We start from the raw sequence: 18,623 nt of genomic DNA on the forward strand, positions 1-18,623 counted from the left end.
CCATCTCTAGCGTTAGAGATGGCTTTTTGATATGAAACTTATTCGTCCATTGAGCTACATATTTCAATATAATGACCATCTGGATCAGCTACATATGCAACTGTTTGGCCCCATGGTTTAGTAATTGGTTCTTTAATAATTTTGACGCCTTTCGAGCGTAAGTCTTCGATCATAGTGAATACGTCGTCTGTTACGAAGCCAATTTCAAATGTTTGTGAAGATTCCTGGGAACTTTTATAAGTTAATCCTGTTAGCTCCTGTACATTGTCACGCTGAATCATAGCCAAAATCGTCTGTCCTGTGTCTAATTCTACATATGTACCATGATTTCCGCGAATGTTAAGACCAAATGTTTTCGTATAAAATGTAAGAGACGTTTCTAGGTTCGTAACGTATAAAATTAAATATCTCATTTTTAACATATCTATTCCTCCAGAAAAGTATAATCCCTCAATATTTCTACAAATTCATTGTTTATCCTTTTATTCAAATTGATATGTGTAAAATGATTCTTTCGCAAAAAATGATTTTAATCGATCATCAGGAATATCTTCGAATTTTTCAATCTTGATTACATCTTTTAGCATTGACTCAGTTTGAGATCGATGTGCCTTCAACGTACGTAGTTTTTGACTTGCTACATTCATAATGTCATTTACAATATCAGGTTTTCCTAATACTTCAAAACGTTCCTTTGTAATCGCAATGCACCATACGATTGGACGCTCATTCGAATCCATTCGACGAACAGTTTCAATCGCAGCTCTAGCAGTAGCATCATGATCAGGATGTACGCCATGTTCGGGATAAAAAGTAATTACAAGTGTAGGTTGAACCTCATCGATTACTTCTTTTATCGCTCCAATCACTACTTCTGGATCTTCAAATTCTATCGTTTTATCATGAAATCCTAGCATTCTTAAATCTTGAATACCCATTTCTCTACAAGCATCTATTAATTCATTTTTTCTAATAGTTGGAAGGGACTCTCTTGTAGCAAAAAATGGATTTCCCATATTCCGTCCCATTTCTCCAAGTGTTAAACATGCGTATGTAACAGGAATTCCTTTGTTCGTAAACTGTGATACTGTTCCAGCAGCTCCAAATGCTTCATCATCTGGGTGAGGGAACACTAGCAATACTTTTTCTTGTTTCATTTTTCGTGCTCCTCTCTTAAAATGGCGTGTGGCTTAATTGAATTGCGATTGCAAGTTTGCCTTCTTCATTATGTCCTGCTAATAGGAGACGGTTGTGGTCATCGACTTGAAAATCTGTTAAACCTTCTGCTACTACCCAGCCTTCTTCGAGCTTTAGGCCAATTCTGTAAGGATTTTTTCCAGTAATTGTCGCTCGACTTATATTAACTTTAGTATTTCGAATAAATGCATTTACCGTCATCACTTTATCATTAAAATGATTAGCATATGCACCATTTGTTGTTTCTAAATGTAAGTATACAGTTTGATTTATGAAATTTTGAAGTGCTTCTTCTACAGCACTGATTTGTAATGTTTGCATTTAATCTACCTCCTATAAAGAGTATTATAATCCAACTTTCCCTAAAATGGTAATTTGATGGTTTTAGATTTTGGTTGTTAAACTTTGTTGCTATTAAACATGGAGATTTGAGGATTTCCACTCCAGGATGCTCTAGTTTTCTGTGGCGTCTAGATAAGTGTTAAGTTTTTTAAACATAAAAAGATCCCTATCTAATTGGGTGATAGGGATTGGGGGGATGTGTATAACATGATTACTAAAATTTAACTGTTTAAATTTTCAGTTAATTTATACTTAATATACATGATATAAAAATGTTCGTCAATAGATTTATTGAAAATTTTTAAAATATTCAAAAAATAACAAAAAACTTTATAATTTATTTCGTTTAGCCGATAAAATGAATGTATAAAACTCGACAAAATAATGTCATATTAGTGATAAATAGTCATTTTTTTACTTATTTTACCTTTTTTCTCTTTTCTAATAGATGATAAATTGATACACTAGAGTGGAATAATATTTTTGAAAGTGAGGTAGTTATACGTGAAGGCAGAAGCACGAAATTTATATAGTCCACATAGAGAAGTAGTAAACAAGCCTTCTCGTAATCAATTTCCGCAGTCTCAAAAAAGAAAATCGATTCGATATCATAGGCTAATTTTGGCAGTCTTATATGTATCTTTATTTGTTGTAGCTGGCGTTTATTTGTTTAGTCAGAATCAAATTGTTTCGGCAAAGCAAAGTGAATTGCATAATTTACAGAAACAACAAACAAAGTTAACGAAAGCTGAGAGTGGGCTTACTAGACAAATTAAATTGCTAAATGATCCAGACTTTATAGCAAACTATGCTCGGGATGAATATATGTTCTCTAAAAAAGGGGAAACAATTATCATCGTACCGAAATCTAAGGAAGATCTTCAATCGAAAAACTAAATAGATGTTCAGAAAAGATTCTCATTATTGTGGGAATCTTTTTCTATATCTTTATTATAGAACAATCGTTCTGTTGTTGCAACTATAAAATAGAACGTATGGACTTAAATTTTATAATAGAATCGAATAGGGTGCAATTTTAAAAAGATTCTTGATAAAGGAATATGTTTTTATCATTTAATTGGAAATTTTTTCTATATTGTAGTCTTTTTGCCGATATTTGATACTAATATCCTATGATTTCTACAAAATTTTTACTATTCTGAAAAATATATCTTTGATATAATTTATTTAAGCTAATATGAGGAGGATTAACATGTTGAAGAAGATCATTTATGTATTTGCTATTTTAATTGTACAACTTATATTGACGTTCCTTGTTAGTGTTCTTTCGGATTCATCGGCTAGTAATACTGCAATAATTATTGGATTCGCAACAACAATTATCCTTTATTGGAAAAGCGCAAAAAAACAAACTTACACGCCTTTCCAGCAATATCAATGGTTACGTGCGGCTGGATTAGAATTAAATGAGTTACATAAAGATTTTCAAAGAAGTACTGCGATTAAGGCATCTTTAATTTATAGTTTCTCAGGTTTAGTAGTCACTTTATATTCATCACATATTTTAATTTAGTTTGTAATAAAAAAATGGACAAGCACTTCATGTGCTGTCCATTTTTTTTATGATTCGTCATTTTCAGTGTCTTGTTGTAGGCGTTTTATTCTTCTTCTATATGCAATTGATGATACAAGAATACTACATTCGTATATAACTAATAATGGTAAACTTGTCATCATATCAGACACAAAATCAGGTGGTGAGATTGCAGTTCCGATAATAATTAATACAAAATAAGCAAACCGGCGAAATTTTCGTAAAAACGCTGGTGTTACAATTCCAATACTTGTTAAAAATAAGATGATAACAGGTAAATCAAAGAAAAACGCGAACGGAACTACTAAGTTAAATAAAAAGCTAAAATAGCGTTCAGCAGTAAATGTAACTGTGACTAATTCTTCTCCAATATCCTTTAAAAATTTTAATACGTTTGGAAAAATAAAATAATAACCAAAAGCCAAACCGCAAATAAATAAAATAAATAAAGCAGGGATATAGAGCATAGTCGTTTTACGTTCTTTTATATGTAAGGCTGGTCTTACAAACGCCCACAATTGGTAGGCAATTACAGGAATACTGCAGGCAATTGCAAACACTCCACCAATCATAAAATAAATCCAAAGAACATCACTTGGCCCAAGTGCTAAAAGTTTTTGATCTAAACCTTGTACAAGAAAATGAAAAATATCTTTTGTAAAATATAAACCTATTCCTAAAAATATGACGAATGCAGCAATTACTTTTATTATTCGATTTCGAAGCTCATCTAAATGATCAATGACACTCATTTCTTTTTCTTGCATATTTTCCCCCAACGCAAACTATGAAAGTATTTTATTATAATATATAGAGTTTCCTTCATTTTGTCAGAAAAAAGAACAATCGTCAATGAATATAAGGGACTTTCAGAATTCTTTCATGTCTATCTTTTTCTAACATATTAATAGGCTTTCTATCTTTGTCCGACTATAATAATAAGTACGAGTATTTAAGATAAGGTAGGTAAGTGTTTTGGATGGAAAAAGTCATGTAATTGTAGGATTATTCGCAACAGGTGTCACTATGTACGCAACACACAATGATTCAATGACCGTTCCACTGATTGTTGGTGCAATTAGTAGTCTCGCTCCGGATTTAGATCATCATAACGGTTCATTAACTAAAAAGATTTCGACCCCATTACAAATTCTGTTTAGTTTATTATTTTTAGCCGTTTCATTATTTGTCTTGATAAAAACGGGCAAGTTTATTTTTGCTGGTTCCTGGATTTATGGTGTAGGGTTATTCGTTTTATTTATTATATGCGTGAGTTGGTTAAGGCATATGAAAACGATACTTATGTTGACCGGTTTATTGATTTCGTTTATTGGTTGGTTTGCTTTTCATGATAAATGGTCAATCATTGCTGTAGGTTTATTTATTGCCATTTCTTCAAGATTAAAACATCGCGGACCGACACATTCTCTTTACTTTTTAGCAATATGGAGTGGGATTTGCTTTTTAATTCAAAAGGATTTATTAATTAATGGTTTATGGTTGGCAGGAACAGTTGGTTATTTTTCGCATCTTTTAGCGGATCAATTGTTTACTAAACAGCGTATCAAATGGTTATAGACCCTTTTTTTGTCACATGATTTTTGTGAATTCATCCATACTATGAAGGATGTTTAATAAAGAAAGAAGGGTCAGATTTGAAAAAAATAAATGTCTTGTTCGCTGCTTGCATTATGGTACTCGCTTTTTCATTTTCAATTCCGGTTTCTGCAAATAGTTACTCAAGTCAACAGGTTCTGAAAAGTCCTTCAAAAGCGGTCTTAAGTAGTAAGCAATCATCGATGAAATTTGCACTAAGAAGATCTTATCGCTCCAATCGAAGTTATCGTCCTTCTGCACCTAGATCAAGTTACCGTTCTTCCAGAAATACCAGCAGGAATTTTCTAGGTTATGCAGGGGCATTTGGTATTGGTTCTTTATTTGGGTCAATGCTACATCCGTTTGGTGGTTACTTTGGCGGGCAACAATTTGGCTTTTCATTTTTTAGTCTATTAATCGATATACTTTTAATTATCGTTATTATTTGGTTTATCAAGAAAATTTTTCGTAGAAGTGGTAGGTAGGATTGGTTATTATCCATTGGGGGTAGCTGATGAGAATTTATTTTGATGAGCAAGATGTTGCAAATGCAATTTGTGTATTTGTAGCTGATTTGGAAAGAATACGCCCTGAGGATGTACAAATTGAGTTTCAATTTAATGAAGGTGAAGGAGTAAACTGTCTCGTAAAAGCGAATCATCTAGACTCTCATTATGGAGAACAACAAATATCGGATGCCATCGGTTTTTATTTAGATGAGATTCATCGTTTTTCCTCCCATGCAATGGACATAGTAATTGGATTTGATGAAGACGATGGCATTACAAGTGAAGTAACAATTACATATTCTTAAAACCCGAGAGTGAACAGTAATGTTCGTTCTCGGGTTTTTTATTTTAGTTTAAGCATAATTCGTTACATATTCGTAAACAATATCTTGTACTAATTCATGTAGCGAACGTTCGTTTTTTTCTTGTTCGGTTATGATTTGATTGTACAGTTCATTTAACATCTCAACTGTAATCCATTGTTCGTGTTCGCCCCCATATTGTGTTAATGCCTTTTTGATCATCTGTTTCACAAACTGTCCATCCACTATGTATTTCCTCCCTTAAGTTACTTTAAGTATATCCAAAATTTTAAATGGTTCCTAGAGAAAAATTTATTGAAATAGAACGTATATTCGTTTAATATATGTTTATAATAAAAATAAGAACATGAGTTCTGCTATTATTTGGAAGAATTGGAGTGGTATGCATGAGCATTTGTTATGAAGAGTTACCACATCATCGTATATTATGCATCGATATGAAGAGCTTTTATGCAAGTTGTTCTGCCGTTATGCTCGAATTGGATCCTTTAGCATGTTATTTAGCAGTTGTTGGTGACGTAGAGAGGGAGGGAAGCATTGTACTTGCAGCTTCTCCACGATTAAAAAAGGAGTTTGGAATAAAAACAGGTTCGCGGGTTTTTGAAATTCCAAAGGATCCTCGTATTAAAATTGTGAATCCTACAATGTCAAAGTATTTGGAGGTTTCAACTAATATCGTAAAGTTACTAAATGAATATGTACCTTTAGAGGATTTGCATGTATATAGTGTCGATGAATGTTTTTTAAAAGTTGATGGCGTAAAGAAATTATGGGGAGATGCATGGGAAATTGCTGAAAAAATTCAAGCAGAAATTACAGCTCGTTTTAATTTACCATGCTCGATTGGTATAGGTCCTAATATGCTTTTGTCAAAGCTATGTCTAGACCTAGAAGGGAAAAAAGATGGGATAGCGGAGTGGACATACGACGACGTAAAAGAAAAGCTTTGGAAAGTCAGCCCTCTAAGTGAAATGTGGGGAATCGGTAAGAGAACTGAACGTTCTCTAAATTCAATGGGAATTTTTACGGTAGGCCAACTAGCGAACTATCCTCTCCATTTGCTTGAAAAGAAATTCGGTGTGATGGGGAATCAACTGTATCATCATGCATGGGGAGTTGATCTCTCTGAATTAGGTGCACCGATTATGAGCGGACAAATTAGCTTTGGGAAAAGCCAGATATTAATGAGAGATTATACGAAAGTAGAAGAAGTTAAATTTGTTATTCGTGAAATGTGTGAAGAGGTTGCACGTCGCACTCGAAATGCCAAAAAAGCGGGAAGAACGATTACATTAGGAATCGGCTATAGCCGTGAAGAGTTTGGCGGAGGATTCTCTCATGCTTTCACGATGGATGAGCCGACGAATATCACATCAGATTTGTATGAAGTATGTAACAAGCTTTTTGATCAATATTACGAGGGTAAAACAGTTCGGCAAATCTTTATTACCCTTTCCAACATCGTAAGTGATGAACTGATGCAATTAAATTTATTTGATCAGAAGAAGCCTCAAAAAAGAAAGTTAGGCTATATCATGGATGCAGTGCGAAAAAAATATGGATCGAATTCACTTCTATGGGCAGTTTCCTATACGGAAGGTGGAACAGCCCTTGCTCGGAGTAAGCTAGTAGGCGGACATAAAGGGTAATTCGAAATGTAGAAAAAGGTTGGTTTTTAACCTTTAATGGACTTTAGCTTATGACCTCGAGGGGCAAGGCGCTGGAACTAGACAGTGCGAAATGTGGAAGCGTCTCGCTAACCCCGACAAGCATAAGAAAAAGAACAATAAAGGTTGGTTTTTAACCTTTAATGGACTTTAGCTTATGACCTCGAGGGGCAAGGCGCTGGAACTAGACAGTGCGAAATGTGGAAGCGTCTCGCTCACAGAAGATGGCATGCTAAAACCACGACGTCCTGTCGTAATGCATGCATGACCCACATCCTGTGGGCTCATAAGCATAAGAAAAAGAACAATAATAACAACCAAAAGAGATGTGCAGAAAAAAGGAGAAGAATGCGATGATTCGTGACCGTGGTACGATTAAATGGACGTCAATGATGATGCCTGAGCATGTAAAAATGCTTCGTGACTGGAAAGTATCTCAAAACTATGAACAACAGCGAGATGTTGATGAACAGTTATTGGAAGAAATGAATCGCCATCTTCAACAGGCTATATATGAGGATGAAAGTGTACAAATTACGTTTTATAAAGATCATCATCATCATAGTGTAAAAGGAAAAGTAGGGAAAATTAATTTACATCAAAATAGACTATCAATACATGAAGAACAAGCGGGATACATGGAGTTAATATTAAGTGATATTGTGGACGTGAAAATTGGATCATAGGAAGCATTAAAAAATAATGAGTCCATTAACGAATACTCACCCTCAGATTTGTATCTATACATCGAAAGGGGGAGTTGAAAATGGCGCAAATTGCTACTCAACAACTTACATTGTATGTAAAGTTACATGCAGGAAAAGATGCACAAGGAAAAATCATCATCAAGAAAAAGGTATACAAAAACATACGGGTAGGCGTTGATTTAGAGAAGCTGGTCGATGTTGGAAGTGCCTTAGCATCACTTCAAGACTTACCGTTAGTGGAACTAGAAGTATTAAGTAACGGATTGCTTTTAAACACTCTGTAGAAAAGGAGCGAAATGACATGATTCAAACTTTAGAATTGAAATTTTTAAATGAAGATGAAAAAGTTGTAACATTAACGGTAGACAATCCAACTATTCCGGTTAATCCAACACTAATTAATCAGGTGATGGATAAAATTGTAGCAAATAATGTGTTTACTTCTACGGGTGGTATTGTCGTAGCAAAACAAAGCGCGCGACTAGTGGGAAAAGAAATAATTGATATTAAATTATGATAGAAGATTAGCTTAGCTGAATGTGGAAGTGGCAAAATTAAAAGAAATTAAAAGATTACTAAGACCTCCAATGCAGGAGGTCTTTTTTTGCGTTATAATAGAATGATTAAATGGAACAGAAATAGGTTTTACTAGCAATGAATGAATACTTGGGATTAAGATAGTAATAGAATAGATAATAGAATAGTAGTAAAGGAGAGAACGACATGGCATTAATTGCAATTGATATGGATGGCACGCTTGTAAATGGTAAAAATAGTATACCTCAAGAAAATATTGAGAGCATTCGAGCTGCACAAAAAGAAGGAATCCATGTTGTCATTTCTACAGGCAGAATGTATGAAAGTGCAAAAGAAACTCTAGATGAAGCGGGGTTATCTTGCCCAATTGTATGTTTAAATGGGTCGCAAATTTATGATAAAGAAGCGAATGTTTTACACAACGATTCAATGAGTAAAGATGTTTTTGCAAAGGCGTTAGCAATTTGTGAAGCGGAAAATAAAACGTTTATTATAAGTACAAGTGAAGGTTCATTTACTAAATGTCGTGACACGTTATATGAAGAATTTTTCACTGACAAACAAACAGGAAAGCCACAAAAAGTAACAGCTACATTGAGAAAAGTTCGTAATTATACATCAATAGAAGATTTTAATAATATGGATGTATACAAAATTTTATTTCTTTCAAAGAATGAAGAAGTCATCAATCGAGTTCGTCTTAATTTAATGCAAGAAGAAAGCTTACTTGTTACTTCGTCTCATTCAAACAATGTCGAGATTAATGCAGCAAACGTAAGTAAGGGAGCGGCATTATTAAAGCTTGCCCCAATTCTAGGCGTAGATTTAAAAGAGAGCATGGCTATTGGAGATAGTTTTAATGACGTTTCGATGTTTAATCGCGTAGGTTTTTCAGTAGCAATGGGGAATGCAAAAGAAGAGCTACAACGTCAATGTGCATTTGTTACAAAAACAAATGACGAAGCTGGAGTAGCGCATGCGATTTATCATTTTTTAGATCAAAAACAAAAAATGAAGCAAAATTAAATAAAGTATAGTGGCCTTATCCAATAAAGGATAGGGCTTTTTTGAATTGAAAATTGAAGATGTGAATGACAAATTATTCTTGCCAAATCAATGTGATGAAGAGCAAAAGTGTAGTGAAACGAATCTATATTCGATTCGTTTTTTTAGTTTCTAATTATTAATTATGACAACAATGGAATTGACAAAATGCATTTTTCTTTAAATTGAAACCGCTTTAATACAAGCATATGATTAGATTAGAAAACGAAGAAAAAATACTGTAGAGATGAAAGGGAGAATAGGATGTCAAATACTAATTCTAAGGACTACCGAGTAAAAATACAAAGATTTGGTAGTTATTTAAGCGGCATGATTATGCCAAATATTGGAGCATTTATTGCATGGGGTATTATCACAGCATTATTCATTCCAACAGGATGGCTTCCAAATAAACATTTGGCTGAACTAGTTGGTCCAATGATCACTTATTTATTACCATTATTAATTGGTTATACGGGTGGGAAAATGATTTACGAAGGTCGAGGCGGAGTAGTCGGAGCAGCCGCAACGATGGGGGTTATAGTCGGTTCAGATATACCGATGTTCCTTGGAGCAATGATTATGGGTCCTTTAGGTGGATATTTAATTAAAAAAGTTGACCAGTACATACAACCAAAAGTAAAACAAGGATTTGAAATGTTAGTTAACAACTTCTCAGCAGGTATATTAGCAGGAATTTTAACATTATTGGCATTTTGGGCAATAGGTCCGACAGTAGTTGGATTAAATCATGTATTAGCATCTGGAGTTCAAGCAATTATTGATGCGAAACTACTTCCATTAGCAAATATTTTTATTGAACCTGCAAAAGTCCTTTTCTTAAATAATGCAATAAATCATGGAATCTTAAGTCCGCTGGGGACTGAACAAGCATCCGAATCTGGGAAATCAATTCTTTTCTTATTAGAAACAAATCCAGGACCCGGTTTAGGAATTCTGTTAGCATTTATGATATTTGGAAAAGGAACAGCAAAACAAACATCACCCGGAGCTGCAATTATCCACTTCTTTGGAGGAATTCATGAAATTTACTTCCCTTATATTTTGATGAAGCCAATATTAATTTTAGCAGCAATTGCAGGTGGTGTTAGTGGCGTATTTACATTCTCTTTATTAAAGGTCGGATTAGTCGCTCCCCCTTCACCAGGAAGCATCTTTGCATTAATTGCAATGACACCAAAAGATGGAAACCATTTTGGCGTGTTATTAGGTGTTTTAGTTGCAACAGTCGTTTCATTTGTAGTAGCATCACTTATTTTAAAATCAAGTAAGTCAGGTACAGAAGAAGATATTTCTGAAGCAACAGAAAAAATGCAACAATTAAAAGGAAAGAAAAGCGCTGTAGTTGAAACTTTTGGGGCTACAGTTCAGTCTAGAGAAAAAAAGGATTTTGAACCTGAAAATGTAAAGAAAATTATCTTTGCATGTGATGCAGGAATGGGTTCTAGCGCAATGGGAGCTTCTATTCTTAAAAATAAAGCGAAGAAATCAGGCTTGAATATCGATATTTCCAATACTACTATAAATAACATCCCACACGATGCTGATATAGTCGTTTCACATAAAGATTTAACTTCAAGAGCAATTGATAAACTTCCGACTGCACATCATATTTCAGTTGAGAATTTCCTGAGTAGTCCTAAATATGATGAGTTAATCGAGAACTTGAAATAATGATTAAAGAACAGACTAACCAATTGTCTGAGTCGGCATATAAACAAAGTTTTATAGACTCTTTATATAATAACTTTGAAAACCTTTGAATCAGAAATTCTAGTAATAAAGTAATGGAGGTGAAAAAATGTATATTTCGGCAAGGGAACGAAAAATACTGGAACTTTTACTAAACAAACAGGAAGAAATCACTGTAAAAGAAATAGCAGATGAATTAACTGTAAGTCCACGTACAGTTCATCGCGATTTAAAAGGCGTAGAAGAAATTATAGATGAATATGGTCTTTTGCTAAATAAAAAATCTGGGAGCGGTGTTCAGCTGATCGGTGATGTTTCGTTAAAGGAGAAGATTCAATCCTTTTTATTCAATCTTAACTATTATGAATATACTTCGGAAGAACGACAAACGTTTATTTTGTCCACTTTATTAGCTTCTAAAGAACCAGTTAAATTAGTATCTTTAGCGAATGATTTAAATGTAACACTGGCAACTATAAGTAATGATCTAAATAAAGTAGATGAAGAAATAAATCCCTTTAACCTTAAATTATTAAGGAAACGAGGCTATGGGGTTGAAATAAACGGACTTGAATCAGACAAACGAAAAGCAATGAGTAAATTGATTAATACTAATATCGAAGAGTATGAATTTATATCGATCATAAAAGAAAATATTCAAAAAAAATCTGCTGAATCAGTTAACACTCGCTTACTAGGTTTAATTGATGAAAATAAGCTGCTAATAATTGAAAAACAAATCAATCGAATCAAAAAAGAATTACCTTATGCTATTGCAGATCGTGCATATATAGGCTTAGTCGTCCATTTGGTACTAGCAATTGAACGAATAGAGCAAGGAGAGAAAATAAATTTTGATGAAAATCTCTTAGTTGAATTGAAAAAATCAAAAGAATTCAATTTAGCAAAAAAACTGGCAATAGTGCTAGAGGAGATATTTAATATTGAGATCAGCGATGGTGAAGTTGGCTATATAACAATGCATTTAATGGGTGCAAAACTTAGTAATGAACATCCAGAAATATTAGAAGATTCGAGTCTTCACGTAGGAGTTTATGCTCAAAATTTAATTCGTTTCGTAAGTAATGAATTGAATCGAGATTTAACAAAAAATGTATCACTTTTTAAAGACTTAGTTGCTCATTTAAAACCTGCGTTATACCGAATTAAGCAAAACATGGGAATATCAAATCCACTTCTCTTAAAGATTGAGGAAGATTATCAGAAACTATATTTTATATTAACAAAAGCAGCACAAATCGTTTTTAATGACTTAGAGGTACCGAAAGAAGAGATTGGATTTTTAGTTATCCATTTTGCTTCTGCAATTTTAAGTAGTGACCAAGTAAAAGAGCATAAAACTCTAGTAGTCTGTTCGAGTGGAATTGGGACATCCAAAATACTCTCGACTAAATTACAAAAAGAAATCCCTGGATTAAAAACTGTAAATATATCATTGTTTGATTTGCCAAAAATAGATCTATCGGAATATGGGACAATCATTTCGACAATTCCACTGAAAAATATTAATGAAGAGTACTTATTAGTAAATCCATTATTGTCAGAATCAGAGATTGCTAAAATTAGAAAATCAATTATGACAAATAAACGTCTAATTGGGAAAGGTATAAACGAAAATCAAGATCAAATTAAAGTTAATCATGAAAATTTTATAGTCGATCTTAAAAAGGTTAAAAACTATTCGACAGTGATTTATAAACTATTAGAAGGATTTTATATAGATAACATTGAACAGAGCGAGACAATTGCTGATGCCTTACAAGAAATCTGTAATGTACTTAAGTTAAAAAGTGTCATTAAGGATCCGGAAAATGTAGTATCAGCTTTACTTAAACGGGAAGAACTTGGCGGAATAGGGATACCAGGTACTTCACTCGGTTTATATCATACTAGAAGTGAAAGCATACTTAAACCTAGCTTTTCGATAGGAAGATTGAATAATGCATTTAAAAGAAAAGCGATGGATGATACAGATATTGAAGTAGACACGATACTTTTAATGCTTTCACCATCAAATATTAGCGATGAGGCGTTAGAAATTCTAAGTGGAATTAGTTCACTCATAATTCGTGATGAACAATCAATTGAACTGTTCCAAACCGGCAATGAAGAGGAACTACTTAATTTATTAGCAACTGAAATGAAAGAGTTATATGACTCGAAATTTATAAAATGAGGTGTTTTACTAACATGAACAAACAGATTTTATCAAAAGAAAATATATTATTAAACGCGAGCTTTATAAATAAAGAAGAGGCGATTCGAAAAACAGGACAAATTTTAGTAGAAAAGGATTATGTAAGAGACCATTATATTGAGAAAATGCTAGAACGTGAGAAGTTGACGACGACATATATGGGGAATTTTGTAGCAATCCCACATGGTACAGAGGATGCGAAGAAAAATGTAATTGATTCTGGTATATCGATTATTCAAGTACCAAATGGTGTTGACTTTGGAAATGGGAATATCGTAAAAATTCTCATTGGGATTGCTGGTAAAGACGATGAACACTTAGAGATACTTTCACAAATTGCGATTGTATGCTCTGAAGAAGAAAATATTCAAAAACTTGTAGAAGCAACAACGCCAGAACAAATACTAAATATGTTTGAAGAGGTGTATTAATAATATGTTAGCAGTCCATTTTGGTGCAGGCAATATAGGTAGAGGTTTTATTGGTGGCCTACTTTCAGAAGCAGGCTATCAAGTCTGCTTTGTAGATGTAAATAGTGAAATAGTAGATTTGCTAAATGAGAAAAAATCATATCGTGTGGTTCTTGTAAGTGATCAATCAGAAGAAAAACTAGTTAACAATGTAAGAGCGATTAATAGCATAAAAGATCCGGATGACGTAATAGAAGCAATTGTTAATGCAGATTTAATTACAACAGCTGTCGGTCCTACTATTCTACCAATTATATCAGGACTAATGGCAGATGGTTTGAAAAAAAGAGTAGAGAAAACAAACAAACGATTAAATATTATTGCCTGTGAAAATATGATTGATGGTAGTGAATTCTTGAAAAAGAATGTATACGAAAAAATAACAGAAGAAGAAAAAAATCAGTTTGATTTAAATTTCGCATTTCCAAATGCCGCAGTAGATCGTATTGTGCCAAATCAAATAAATGAAGATAAATTAATAGTTCATGTTGAACCTTTTTATGAGTGGGTTATAGATCAATCAATGATGCTAGGAGAAGTACCAAAGATTGAAGGAGTTACTTATGTAAATGATTTAAGACCATACATAGAAAGGAAATTGTTTACCGTCAACACTGGACACGCAGTGGCTGCGTATATCGGTTATCAAACTGGACTAGAAACAATTAAAGATGCGATGGAACACCCAAAAGTATTAACAGCGGTTGAAGGAACATTAAAAGAAACAGGGGATGTATTAATTAGGAAATATGATTTTGATTACGACAATCATGTGAAATATATCACAAAGATTATTGGCCGTTTTACTAATCCATATATTAACGATGAAATACCAAGGGTGGCAAGAGGACCGTTGCGTAAGTTAGGACATGATGATCGTTTAGTAAGTCCAGCTATTCAATATTATGATTATGTAAAAGCGGAGCCAGTCCACCTAGCAAATGCAATTGTTGCTGCACTAAAATATGATTTTAGGCAAGACGACGAGGCTTTAGAATTACAGAAAAAAATAAAAGAATTAAGTTACGAAAAAACATTAAATGAAGTTTGTGGTTTGAAGGAAGACCATCCTTTGTTTGAATTGATATTAAGTAAATTACACTAATAGAAAAATAGATTAATGGAGGACCTTCAGTTTTTTTTGAAGGTCTTTTCGAATTAAGGAAGAATTAATACAATAAAACAGTCAAAATTTTCGGATGAGAGTTTAGGTATCTCGTAGCAATTTTAATTTCGTAATTAATAAATACACTATAAAAAAATAAAAGGAGAACATTAAAATGAATGCAATTGCTGGTTTCATACCGATTATTTTTATGTTATTTTACATAGCTATTCCGGTTGGGATTATCTATTTCTTCTATAAGAAGTACGAGAATTTATCGAACATAAAAAATAAAGAGTTGAAAAAACAAACAGAAGCGTTGGAACGAATTGCTCGTGTATTAGAAAAATCTTCGTGAAAATACTGATTCACACGGGAGAGTTTCTCCACTTTATCAAGTAAAGAAGTACTAATATGAACATCCTTAGTTCTGTATCACGACTAAGGTTTTTTGTGTTTTTTTGTGATGTTTTCATGTTGTAGTTAGAAAAGTTAATTAGGTTTGCCAATGATGAAAATAACTTTGTAAAAGTTAGGGACAAGTAGTAACGAAAACAAATAACAATCATATTAATAGATTATTAACAAATATAGACAAGCTTAAGGAGTGCTATTCCAAAGAGAGATTTATGTCTAATAAAATAAAATAAAATAAGGTGATATTATGCATTTTGGAAGACATCTAAGACCACCAAAACCTTTTCCACCTGGAGAAGATTTTGCGCAAGTAACAAATAGCGGGGGAGTAATTGCCGTTTTAAATGAAGGGACAAAAGTAACATTCCCATCATTCGAATTTTTAGGAGAAGCAATTATAATTAATGAAGCTAAAGATCGGTTAACAGTTTTTCATCCAGGGAATTATTATATTGCTTATTCTGTGAATACGACTATTCCAACAAAAGTATCCACAGCGATTTTAATTAACGGCAGACGAGTAAGTGCTACAACGATTGCACCAGTAGAGAATAGAACAGAATACAATAATCAAATTATCTTGCCATTAGAAGAAGGAGATACTATTTCGCTTGAATTGTTTGGAATAGTAGGTACTGTGACGCTATTAGCAGGTGCTGGCGCTTCACTTTCTGTTTTCAAAATAAGTTAGGACAAGCTATTTTATAAAATAAATAGGTTTGCTCTATTTTATCCCAAGAGTGCATTGCTTTTACTTAAAAAAGTAATGCACTTTTTTTCGGAAATTATAGTTACCAGCTTATTTTCATTCAATAAAGAATATAATCAAGGTAGGAATATAGATGGTTGATGAAGAAACTAACTAAAGACTCCATAAGGGTTAATCGGGAGAGGGGAAGGATTTGTCTATGAGTAAAAAAGAATTTTTATTGGATCAATTAGCAGTTTGTCGCAATATCGAAAGTTGGATTAAACCATTAAGTACTGCTTTAGAAGGTTTAAAAGTTGAAGATGCTATATGGAAACAAAACGAGACCGCTCATTCCATTGTTGAAATTGTAAATCATTTATATTTTTATAATGAAAGATGGTTGAACCGTTTTAAAGGTGAAATTCCTACTGAAGTTGTTAAACGAAATGCGGATACATTTTTTGAGATTAAGCAGATTACAGAAGATCATTGGCAAGAACTTGTTCAAAAGATAGATGAAGGATTGGCAAACTGGCAACAAATTATAGAGGAATCTACTGAGGAAAAGCTCCATGAACAGATTCCAACTTTTCCAGAAGGGGCAATTTGGTGGGAAGCACTATCAAACCTTTGTACACATAATACATATCATATTGGACAAATCATTTTTATTCGCAAGTTACAAGGGTCATGGGAGAGTAAGGAAGAAGAATAAATAGATGTGGGAGAACCTCTTTTAAGAGGTTTTTTTTATTACAATGCATTTAGTTGTAGAAGTCGAAATAATAAGAAAATTAAATAACTAAAAATGGTATAATATGACAAGCGTAAGATTGGAAGCTGCAGAATTAGTTTTCTTGGAGGGGAAATCAATTGTTGATAAGGGAAGTAGTAACGGAAGATGCTGAGAGATTTCTACAATTAATAAAAGAAGTTGAAAATAAATCGGAATTTATGCTTTATAAAGCCGGTGAAAGAAAAATGACAGCGGATAAACAACGTCAGCAAATTGAAATTATTACTAAGCAGCCGAATGCAACAATATTAATTGCCGAAGAAAAAGGTGATTTTTGTGGATATCTAATGGTAATCGGTGGGAATGCTCAAAGGAAAAAACATACAGCATATATAGTGGTAGGTGTTTTAGATGAATATAGAGGGAAAGGTATCGGAACATTACTTTTCCAAAAATTAGACGCATGGTCAATCACACATAAAATAGTCCGATTGGAACTTACTGTTGTTACTCAAAATGAAGCAGGAGTAAATTTATATAAAAAAATGGGCTATGAAATAGAAGGAACAAAAAAGAAATCTTTGATGATCGATGGAACGGTATACGACGAATATTATATGGCTAAATTGCGTTAATCTCTATGAATTTAGTAATAGAAGAAGCTTAGATGATCAAGTACTTGAATGTTAAATCGAAGAAAAGAAGTGAGCTAAAATGGATTTTTTAACTGGAAAGGTTATATTTATCTCTATATTTATATTAATCATACATTGTATTGAAACACTTGCCTACTCGGTCAGACTATCTGGTGCAAGAGTAAAATTAATTGCCTCCGCCGTATCTTTATTTAGCATGATGGTAATCGTTTCAAGGATGGCAAACATGATGCAGCAACCATTTACTGGTAGTTTAGTAGATACGGCTGCAATTAATCATACATTAAATCATATAGATGAACAGTTTAGAGTGCTAATCGGAGCATCAACACTAGGAACAATTTTAGGAATCCTTTTATTACCAACCTTTGTGGCGTTATTTTCAAGAGCAATTATTCAACTGTCAAACGAACGTGGATCTATATTAGCAGTAATTAAAAAAGCACTGACTTTGAAAAATCTTTTAGGGTATGTAAAGCATTTTAAAATACCTAGACTATCATATTTTAATGACGTGAATTTAAAAGATATACCGTATAAGCTATTTTTTATTAATTTAATTGTTACTTCAATTTATACGATTGGAGTATTATCGGCACTCTATGCATCCGTCCTTGTTCCTGAAAGACACACAAGTACAACAATGGCATCAGGATTTATAAATGGAGTTGCTACAATTCTATTAGCACTTCTAATTGATCCGAAGATTTCAGTTCTGGCAGATGATGTGGTAAATAATAGAGGGAGTTATTCCAAGCTAAAAGGAATATCAATCATGATGATATCATCATGATTACTAGGAACTCTTTTTGCTCAAATACTCTTTATCCCCGGTGCTAACTATATCGTATGGGTAACAAAATTTATCAATTAATTAAAAGACGCTGCTCTTACTAATTGGCCCTTTACTAAAAGATTGTTACGTATAAATAGGTTTTTTGTAACTTTATAGACAGAAGTTGATTGGATTGGATATGCGAGACTCCTGTGGGAGTAGCGGGAAGGGTGAGACCTAAGCAGGCTTGCTGAGGAGGCTCAGCTCTTGCCCCACGGAAAGGGAGCATCCTGGAGTGGAAATCAACTAACACACTCCCAAAAAGCAACGATGGATAAAAGAACAGCATACTTATTTAACGAATA

23 protein-coding genes and 1 pseudogene are annotated in these 18,623 nt (G+C 33.3%); 19 read left to right on the top strand and 5 right to left on the bottom strand.

Annotated elements, in window-relative coordinates:
• Nucleotides 1-38: 38 nt before the first annotated feature.
• Genes B7R65_RS15510 through B7R65_RS15520 form a run of 3 tightly spaced genes read right to left on the bottom strand, consistent with a single transcriptional unit; the run spans nucleotide 39 to nucleotide 1,518 of the window.
• On the bottom strand, nucleotides 39-422 hold the full coding sequence (locus B7R65_RS15510) for a VOC family protein (RefSeq protein WP_088043715.1): 384 nt from the start codon (nucleotides 420-422) through the stop codon (nucleotides 39-41).
• A 60-nt stretch (nucleotides 423-482) separates the two neighbouring features.
• Complete coding sequence (gene bshB2 / locus B7R65_RS15515; RefSeq protein WP_088043716.1) at nucleotides 483-1,157, bottom strand: bacillithiol biosynthesis deacetylase BshB2; 675 nt, start codon at nucleotides 1,155-1,157, stop codon at nucleotides 483-485.
• Between the two features lie 16 nt (nucleotides 1,158-1,173).
• Entirely contained in the window at nucleotides 1,174-1,518 is a 345-nt protein-coding gene (locus B7R65_RS15520; protein WP_088043717.1) for a YojF family protein, read from the bottom strand.
• 525 nt (nucleotides 1,519-2,043) lie between these two features.
• Here B7R65_RS15520 and B7R65_RS15525 point away from each other — a divergent pair.
• Together B7R65_RS15525 and B7R65_RS15530 are read left to right on the top strand one after the other, a co-directional pair.
• Nucleotides 2,044-2,436 carry an FtsB family cell division protein gene (locus B7R65_RS15525; RefSeq protein WP_088043718.1) on the top strand — a complete coding sequence of 131 codons (393 nt, stop codon included), beginning with the start codon at nucleotides 2,044-2,046 and terminating at the stop codon, nucleotides 2,434-2,436.
• Nucleotides 2,437-2,752: 316 nt separating this feature from the next.
• On the top strand, nucleotides 2,753-3,073 hold the full coding sequence (locus B7R65_RS15530; protein WP_088043719.1) for a hypothetical protein: 321 nt from the start codon (nucleotides 2,753-2,755) through the stop codon (nucleotides 3,071-3,073).
• Between the two features lie 47 nt (nucleotides 3,074-3,120).
• On the opposite strand, the gene tatC is transcribed toward B7R65_RS15530, so the two are convergent.
• A complete protein-coding gene (gene tatC, locus B7R65_RS15535) occupies nucleotides 3,121-3,861 on the bottom strand; it encodes a twin-arginine translocase subunit TatC (protein WP_088043720.1) in 741 nt (246 codons plus the stop codon).
• 208 nt (nucleotides 3,862-4,069) lie between these two features.
• Here tatC and B7R65_RS15540 point away from each other — a divergent pair, with 208 nt between their 5' ends.
• From B7R65_RS15540 to B7R65_RS15550, 3 genes are all read left to right on the top strand, one after another.
• A complete protein-coding gene (locus B7R65_RS15540; protein WP_088043721.1) occupies nucleotides 4,070-4,672 on the top strand; it encodes a metal-dependent hydrolase in 603 nt (200 codons plus the stop codon).
• A 77-nt stretch (nucleotides 4,673-4,749) separates the two neighbouring features.
• Nucleotides 4,750-5,175, top strand: a complete 426-nt coding sequence (locus B7R65_RS15545) for a hypothetical protein (RefSeq protein WP_088043722.1) — start codon at nucleotides 4,750-4,752, stop codon at nucleotides 5,173-5,175.
• 29 nt (nucleotides 5,176-5,204) lie between these two features.
• Nucleotides 5,205-5,504: a DUF2653 family protein gene (locus B7R65_RS15550; protein ID WP_088043723.1), complete on the top strand. Its 300-nt coding sequence runs from the start codon at nucleotides 5,205-5,207 to the stop codon at nucleotides 5,502-5,504.
• 48 nt (nucleotides 5,505-5,552) lie between these two features.
• Here B7R65_RS15550 and B7R65_RS15555 read toward each other — a convergent pair whose 3' ends face one another.
• Nucleotides 5,553-5,747 carry a YqzH family protein gene (locus B7R65_RS15555; protein WP_088043724.1) on the bottom strand — a complete coding sequence of 65 codons (195 nt, stop codon included), beginning with the start codon at nucleotides 5,745-5,747 and terminating at the stop codon, nucleotides 5,553-5,555.
• Between the two features lie 161 nt (nucleotides 5,748-5,908).
• Here B7R65_RS15555 and B7R65_RS15560 point away from each other — a divergent pair, with 161 nt between their 5' ends.
• The 14 genes and pseudogenes from B7R65_RS15560 to B7R65_RS15625 all read left to right on the top strand — a co-directional run bounded on the left by B7R65_RS15560 (nucleotide 5,909) and on the right by B7R65_RS15625 (nucleotide 18,357).
• Nucleotides 5,909-7,171, top strand: coding sequence for a Y-family DNA polymerase (locus B7R65_RS15560; RefSeq protein WP_088043725.1), 1,263 nt, complete (start codon nucleotides 5,909-5,911; stop codon nucleotides 7,169-7,171).
• A 371-nt stretch (nucleotides 7,172-7,542) separates the two neighbouring features.
• Nucleotides 7,543-7,875, top strand: a complete 333-nt coding sequence (locus tag B7R65_RS15565; protein ID WP_088043726.1) for a YolD-like family protein — start codon at nucleotides 7,543-7,545, stop codon at nucleotides 7,873-7,875.
• Nucleotides 7,876-7,955: 80 nt separating this feature from the next.
• On the top strand, nucleotides 7,956-8,180 hold the full coding sequence (locus B7R65_RS15570; protein WP_088043727.1) for a DUF1659 domain-containing protein: 225 nt from the start codon (nucleotides 7,956-7,958) through the stop codon (nucleotides 8,178-8,180).
• A gap of 17 nt (nucleotides 8,181-8,197) precedes the next feature.
• Nucleotides 8,198-8,413, top strand: coding sequence for a DUF2922 domain-containing protein (locus tag B7R65_RS15575; protein ID WP_306298484.1), 216 nt, complete (start codon nucleotides 8,198-8,200; stop codon nucleotides 8,411-8,413).
• A gap of 206 nt (nucleotides 8,414-8,619) precedes the next feature.
• Complete coding sequence (locus B7R65_RS15580; protein WP_088043728.1) at nucleotides 8,620-9,459, top strand: Cof-type HAD-IIB family hydrolase; 840 nt, start codon at nucleotides 8,620-8,622, stop codon at nucleotides 9,457-9,459.
• Nucleotides 9,460-9,741: 282 nt separating this feature from the next.
• Nucleotides 9,742-11,172, top strand: coding sequence for a PTS mannitol transporter subunit IIBC (locus B7R65_RS15585; protein ID WP_088043729.1), 1,431 nt, complete (start codon nucleotides 9,742-9,744; stop codon nucleotides 11,170-11,172).
• A 127-nt stretch (nucleotides 11,173-11,299) separates the two neighbouring features.
• The gene (locus B7R65_RS15590; protein ID WP_088043730.1) at nucleotides 11,300-13,387 is read left to right on the top strand and encodes a BglG family transcription antiterminator; all 2,088 of its coding nucleotides are present in this window, start codon (nucleotides 11,300-11,302) and stop codon (nucleotides 13,385-13,387) included.
• A 14-nt stretch (nucleotides 13,388-13,401) separates the two neighbouring features.
• Nucleotides 13,402-13,839, top strand: coding sequence for a PTS mannitol transporter subunit IIA (locus B7R65_RS15595; protein WP_088043731.1), 438 nt, complete (start codon nucleotides 13,402-13,404; stop codon nucleotides 13,837-13,839).
• A gap of 4 nt (nucleotides 13,840-13,843) precedes the next feature.
• The gene (locus B7R65_RS15600; RefSeq protein WP_088043732.1) at nucleotides 13,844-14,983 is read left to right on the top strand and encodes a mannitol-1-phosphate 5-dehydrogenase; all 1,140 of its coding nucleotides are present in this window, start codon (nucleotides 13,844-13,846) and stop codon (nucleotides 14,981-14,983) included.
• Between the two features lie 175 nt (nucleotides 14,984-15,158).
• Nucleotides 15,159-15,341 (top strand): hypothetical protein, encoded by a 183-nt coding sequence (locus B7R65_RS15605; RefSeq protein WP_088043734.1) that lies wholly within the window; start codon nucleotides 15,159-15,161, stop codon nucleotides 15,339-15,341.
• Between the two features lie 306 nt (nucleotides 15,342-15,647).
• The gene (locus tag B7R65_RS15610) at nucleotides 15,648-16,091 is read left to right on the top strand and encodes a BclA C-terminal domain-containing protein (protein ID WP_088043736.1); all 444 of its coding nucleotides are present in this window, start codon (nucleotides 15,648-15,650) and stop codon (nucleotides 16,089-16,091) included.
• A 217-nt stretch (nucleotides 16,092-16,308) separates the two neighbouring features.
• Complete coding sequence (locus B7R65_RS15615) at nucleotides 16,309-16,806, top strand: DinB family protein (RefSeq protein ID WP_088043738.1); 498 nt, start codon at nucleotides 16,309-16,311, stop codon at nucleotides 16,804-16,806.
• A 158-nt stretch (nucleotides 16,807-16,964) separates the two neighbouring features.
• Entirely contained in the window at nucleotides 16,965-17,462 is a 498-nt protein-coding gene (locus B7R65_RS15620; RefSeq protein WP_088043739.1) for a GNAT family N-acetyltransferase, read from the top strand.
• 79 nt (nucleotides 17,463-17,541) lie between these two features.
• Nucleotides 17,542-18,357 (top strand): annotated as a pseudogene (locus B7R65_RS15625) (lipid II flippase Amj family protein).
• Nucleotides 18,358-18,623 lie beyond the last annotated feature (266 nt).

Source organism: Bacillus sp. EAC (assembly GCF_002156875.1).
In the GTDB taxonomy this organism is placed as follows: Bacteria; Bacillota; Bacilli; order Bacillales; family Bacillaceae_G; genus Gottfriedia.

Coding starts and splice junctions, on each gene's coding strand:
- B7R65_RS15510 (WP_088043715.1), bottom strand. CDS start 422: ATGTTAAAAATGAGATATTTAATTTTATACGTTACGAACCTAGAAACG.
- bshB2 (WP_088043716.1), bottom strand. CDS start 1,157: ATGAAACAAGAAAAAGTATTGCTAGTGTTCCCTCACCCAGATGATGAA.
- B7R65_RS15520 (WP_088043717.1), bottom strand. CDS start 1,518: ATGCAAACATTACAAATCAGTGCTGTAGAAGAAGCACTTCAAAATTTC.
- B7R65_RS15530 (WP_088043719.1), top strand. CDS start 2,753: ATGTTGAAGAAGATCATTTATGTATTTGCTATTTTAATTGTACAACTT.
- tatC (WP_088043720.1), bottom strand. CDS start 3,861: ATGCAAGAAAAAGAAATGAGTGTCATTGATCATTTAGATGAGCTTCGA.
- B7R65_RS15550 (WP_088043723.1), top strand. CDS start 5,205: ATGAGAATTTATTTTGATGAGCAAGATGTTGCAAATGCAATTTGTGTA.
- B7R65_RS15560 (WP_088043725.1), top strand. CDS start 5,909: ATGAGCATTTGTTATGAAGAGTTACCACATCATCGTATATTATGCATC.
- B7R65_RS15565 (WP_088043726.1), top strand. CDS start 7,543: ATGATTCGTGACCGTGGTACGATTAAATGGACGTCAATGATGATGCCT.
- B7R65_RS15570 (WP_088043727.1), top strand. CDS start 7,956: ATGGCGCAAATTGCTACTCAACAACTTACATTGTATGTAAAGTTACAT.
- B7R65_RS15575 (WP_306298484.1), top strand. CDS start 8,198: ATGATTCAAACTTTAGAATTGAAATTTTTAAATGAAGATGAAAAAGTT.
- B7R65_RS15580 (WP_088043728.1), top strand. CDS start 8,620: ATGGCATTAATTGCAATTGATATGGATGGCACGCTTGTAAATGGTAAA.
- B7R65_RS15585 (WP_088043729.1), top strand. CDS start 9,742: ATGTCAAATACTAATTCTAAGGACTACCGAGTAAAAATACAAAGATTT.
- B7R65_RS15590 (WP_088043730.1), top strand. CDS start 11,300: ATGTATATTTCGGCAAGGGAACGAAAAATACTGGAACTTTTACTAAAC.
- B7R65_RS15595 (WP_088043731.1), top strand. CDS start 13,402: ATGAACAAACAGATTTTATCAAAAGAAAATATATTATTAAACGCGAGC.
- B7R65_RS15600 (WP_088043732.1), top strand. CDS start 13,844: ATGTTAGCAGTCCATTTTGGTGCAGGCAATATAGGTAGAGGTTTTATT.
- B7R65_RS15605 (WP_088043734.1), top strand. CDS start 15,159: ATGAATGCAATTGCTGGTTTCATACCGATTATTTTTATGTTATTTTAC.
- B7R65_RS15610 (WP_088043736.1), top strand. CDS start 15,648: ATGCATTTTGGAAGACATCTAAGACCACCAAAACCTTTTCCACCTGGA.
- B7R65_RS15615 (WP_088043738.1), top strand. CDS start 16,309: ATGAGTAAAAAAGAATTTTTATTGGATCAATTAGCAGTTTGTCGCAAT.